4 protein-coding genes are annotated in these 3817 nt (G+C 72.0%); all 4 read left to right on the forward strand.

Features of this window, described 5'->3' with window-relative positions:
* Nucleotides 1-119 precede the first annotated feature (119 nt).
* Genes urtB through urtE form a run of 4 tightly spaced genes read left to right on the forward strand, consistent with a single transcriptional unit; the run spans nucleotide 120 to nucleotide 3635 of the window.
* On the forward strand, nucleotides 120-1007 hold the full coding sequence (gene urtB / locus AC2CHE_RS26545; RefSeq protein ID WP_484507561.1) for an urea ABC transporter permease subunit UrtB: 888 nt from the start codon (nucleotides 120-122) through the stop codon (nucleotides 1005-1007).
* Entirely contained in the window at nucleotides 1004-2173 is a 1170-nt protein-coding gene (gene urtC, locus AC2CHE_RS26550) for an urea ABC transporter permease subunit UrtC (protein ID WP_484507562.1), read from the forward strand. Before urtB ends, urtC begins: the two co-directional genes overlap by 4 nt.
* On the forward strand, nucleotides 2170-2943 hold the full coding sequence (gene urtD, locus AC2CHE_RS26555) for an urea ABC transporter ATP-binding protein UrtD (protein ID WP_484507563.1): 774 nt from the start codon (nucleotides 2170-2172) through the stop codon (nucleotides 2941-2943). The genes urtC and urtD overlap by 4 nt, the downstream gene beginning before the upstream one ends.
* Nucleotides 2944-2951: 8 nt before the next feature.
* Nucleotides 2952-3635, forward strand: a complete 684-nt coding sequence (urtE, locus tag AC2CHE_RS26560) for an urea ABC transporter ATP-binding subunit UrtE (protein WP_484507564.1) — start codon at nucleotides 2952-2954, stop codon at nucleotides 3633-3635.
* Nucleotides 3636-3817 lie beyond the last annotated feature (182 nt).

Raw genomic sequence — 3817 nt, forward strand, 5'->3', positions numbered from 1 at the left:
CAACCCCCCCAACGCTAACATCAGGGCGGGGGGGGGGGGGGGGGGCGGGGGCGGCGGGGGGGGGCCGGGCCCCCCCCCCCCCCCCCCCCCACCCCCACAAGCAGTTCGGAGTGCGCACCGTGACAGTTCTCATCGGCCAACTCTTCACCGGCGTCAGCATCGGGGCGGTGCTGCTGCTCATCGCGCTCGGCCTGGCCCTCACCTTCGGCCAGATGGGGGTGATCAACATGGCCCACGGCGAGTTCATCATGGCCGGGGCCTACACGACCTACGTCCTGCAACAGGTCATCACGGCGGCCGGCTGGTCGCTGCTGATCGCCCTGCCGGTCGCCTTCGTGGTGGCCGGCGCGATGGGGGTGCTGTTGGAGGTCCTGCTGATCCGCCGCCTCTACGCCCGCCCGCTGGACACCCTGCTGGTCACCTGGGGGGTGTCGCTGATCCTGCAGCAGCTGGCCCGGGACATCTTCGGCAGCCCCAACGTGCAGACCCGCGCACCGGAGGTGCTGACCGGCAACATCGCGCTGCCCGGCGGCATCACCGTGGCCAACAACCGGCTGTTCATCCTGGCCCTGGCCGGCGGCGCGGTCGTCGCGCTGACCCTGGCCCTGCGGGTCACCCCGCTGGGTCGCCGGATCCGGGCCGTCGTGCAGAACCGGGACCTGGCCGCCGTCTCCGGCATTCCCACCGCCCGGGTCGACCGGATGACCTTCTTCATCGGCTCCGGCCTGGCCGGCATCGCCGGAGTGGCCCTCACCCTGCTCGGGCCGATCGGTCCCACCATGGGCACCAACCTGATCATCGACGCCTTCCTGGTCGTCGTGGTCGGCGGGATCGGCCAGCTCAAGGGCACCGTCATCGTCGCCTTCGCCCTGGGCGTGCTCCAGGCCACCGGCGAGTACCTCACCACCCTCAGCGTCGCCAAGGTGATGGTCTTCATCGCCATCGTCGCGTTTCTCCAGTGGCGACCCCAGGGCCTGTTCACCCTGCGCACCAGGAGTCTGGCATGACCACCGTCGCCCGAGATCCCGTCTCCGCCGCCGACCCGGCGTCGACACCACCGACCAGACCGGCGGCCGGACCGTCCCGCCACCGCTACCGGGCCGCCGTCGGGTTCGCCTTCGGCGCGGCACTGCTCTTCGCCGTCGCGCCGCTGGTGCTGTCGGACTTCCGGCTCTCCCTGCTGGCGAAGTATCTCTGCGTGGCCATGGTCGCGGTCGGCATCGGCCTGGCCTGGGGGCGCGGCGGCATGCTCACCCTCGGCCAGGGGGTCTTCTTCGGCCTCGGCGGCTACGCGATGGCCATGCACCTCAAGCTCGCCGACGCGGGTCCGGGCAACATGCCCGACTTCATGATGCTGTACGGGCAACTCGACGAGCTGCCCCTGTGGTGGCGACCGTTCGCCAGCCCATGGTTCGCCCTGCCCGCCACGGTGCTGCTGCCGATGGCGGTCGCCTTCGTACTCGGCTCGCTGGTGTTCCGGCGTCGGGTGCGCGGCGCGTACTTCGCCATCCTCAGCCAGGCCCTCGCCGCCGCCATGGTGATCCTGCTGATCGGTCAGCAGGGCACCACCGGCGGCACCAACGGGCTCACCGACATCCAGGGCTTCTTCGGCTACGACCTGGACGACCCGGTCAACCAGCGGATGGTCTACTTCATCATCGCCGGCACGCTGCTGGCGCTGCTGGCCCTGGCCCGGCACCTGATGCAGAGCCGCTACGGCGAGCTGCTGGTGGCGGTGCGTGACTCGGAGGAGCGGGTCCGCTTCCTCGGCTACGACCCGGCCACCGTGAAGCTGGTCGCGTACGTGGTCGCCGCCGGCATGGCCGGGCTGGCCGGCGCGCTGTTCGTGCCCGCGGTGGGCATCATCTCCCCGGCGCTGATCGGGATCGTGCCGTCCATCGAGTTCGTCATCGGCGTCGCCATCGGCGGGCGGGCCACGCTGCTCGGCCCGGTACTCGGGGCGGTCGCGGTGGCGTGGGCGCGTACCGCCCTGTCGGAGCGTTTCCCGGGCACCTGGACGTACCTTCAGGGTCTGCTGTTCGTGGTGGTGGTGGCGTTCCTGCCCGGCGGCCTGGCCTCGCTGATCGGTCTGGTCCGCCGCCGCGACGACGGTGACCCCCGCCCGAGCCGATTCGGCCGATTTCGACCACGGCGGCGGGAGGGGGCGGCATGACCGGGCAGTTGCACGGGCTCTACGTGCGTGACCTGCGGGTCAGCTTCGACGGGTTCACCGCGGTCGACGGGGTTTCCCTCGACGTCGCCCCCGGCGACATCCGGTTCCTGATCGGGCCGAACGGCGCCGGCAAGACCACCCTGGTGGACGCGGTCACCGGTCTGGTCCGGGCCACCGGCTCGGTGCGCTTCGGTGACCGGGAGCTGCTCGGCCGACCGGTGCACCGGATCAGCCGGCTCGGCGTCGGCCGCACCTTCCAGACCTCCACGGTGTTCGAGGAGCTGACGGTGTTGCAGAACCTCGACATCGCCGCCGGGGCCCGACGCGGCTGGGCGACGTTGCTGCGCCGCCGCCACGGCGTACCCGACGAGGTGGCCGAGGCCCTCGACGTGATCGGCCTGGCGAGCCGGGCCGACCAGCTCGCCGGCACCCTCGCCCACGGGCAGAAGCAGTGGCTGGAGATCGGCATGCTGCTGGTGCAGGACACCCGGCTGCTGCTGCTCGACGAGCCGGTCGCCGGCATGAGCCACGAGGAACGCGACGCCACCGGGCAGCTGCTGGAGAAGGTGAGCCAGGACCGCACGGTGGTGGTGATCGAGCACGACATGGACTTCCTGCGCCGCTTCGCGCGTACCGTCACCGTGCTGCACGCCGGCCGGGTGCTCAGCGAGGGAACCGTCGCCCAGGTGCAGGCCGACCCACGCGTGCAGGAGGTCTACCTCGGCCACCCGGTCGACGCCGGGTCGGCCCCGACACAGACGGAGGCATGATGCTCGCGATGCGTGGCGTGCACGCCGGTTACGGGCGCAGCCGGGTGCTGCACGGCGTCGACGTGACGGTGCCCGCCGACGGGGTCGCCACGGTGCTGGGCCACAACGGCGCCGGCAAGTCCACCCTGCTGCGGGTGGCCGCCGGACTGCTGCGCCCCAGCGCCGGCCGGGTCGAGCTGGACGGCGAGGACATCACCCGGCTGGCTCCGCACGTGCGGGTCGCCCGGGGGATCGCGTACGTGCCGCAGGGGCAGCAGTGCTTTCCCCACCTGACCGCGGCGGAGAACCTGCGTCTGGTCGCCGACGGCCGTCGGGACGGAGCGACGGCCACCGCGGAGGTGCTGGACCTGTTCCCGGCGTTGCGTCCGCTGCTGCGGCGGCGGGCCGGGCTGCTCTCCGGCGGCCAGCGTCAGCAGCTGGCCATCGCCCGGGCGCTGATCACCCGACCCCGGCTGCTGATGCTCGACGAACCGACCGAGGGCATCCAGCCGTCGGTGGTGACCGAGATCCAGGACCGGATCGTGGCCCTGATCGCGCAGACCGGGTTCAGCGTGCTCCTGGTCGAGCAGCACCTCGGCTTCGCGCTGCGGGTGGCCGACCGCTACCACGTGCTGGAGTCCGGTCGGGTCACCTCCGCCGGAGACGGCGGCGCCACGGCCGAGCACATGGTTCGGGAGGCGCTCGCGGTGTGAGATGGCTTCCCCTGGTGGCTCCGACCGCCTAGGGTGTCGATGGAAGCGCTCCCACGACCCTTGGGCACGGGTCGTCGTCGACGTTCCTCGTCACCCACCATCAGAGGAAGTCGCATGTCCGCACGTACCAAACTCTCGGCCGTCGCGGCGGCGGCCGTCGTCCTGTTCGGAGTGGCCGCCGC

The organism is Micromonospora sp. ATLC16, from assembly GCF_057196645.1.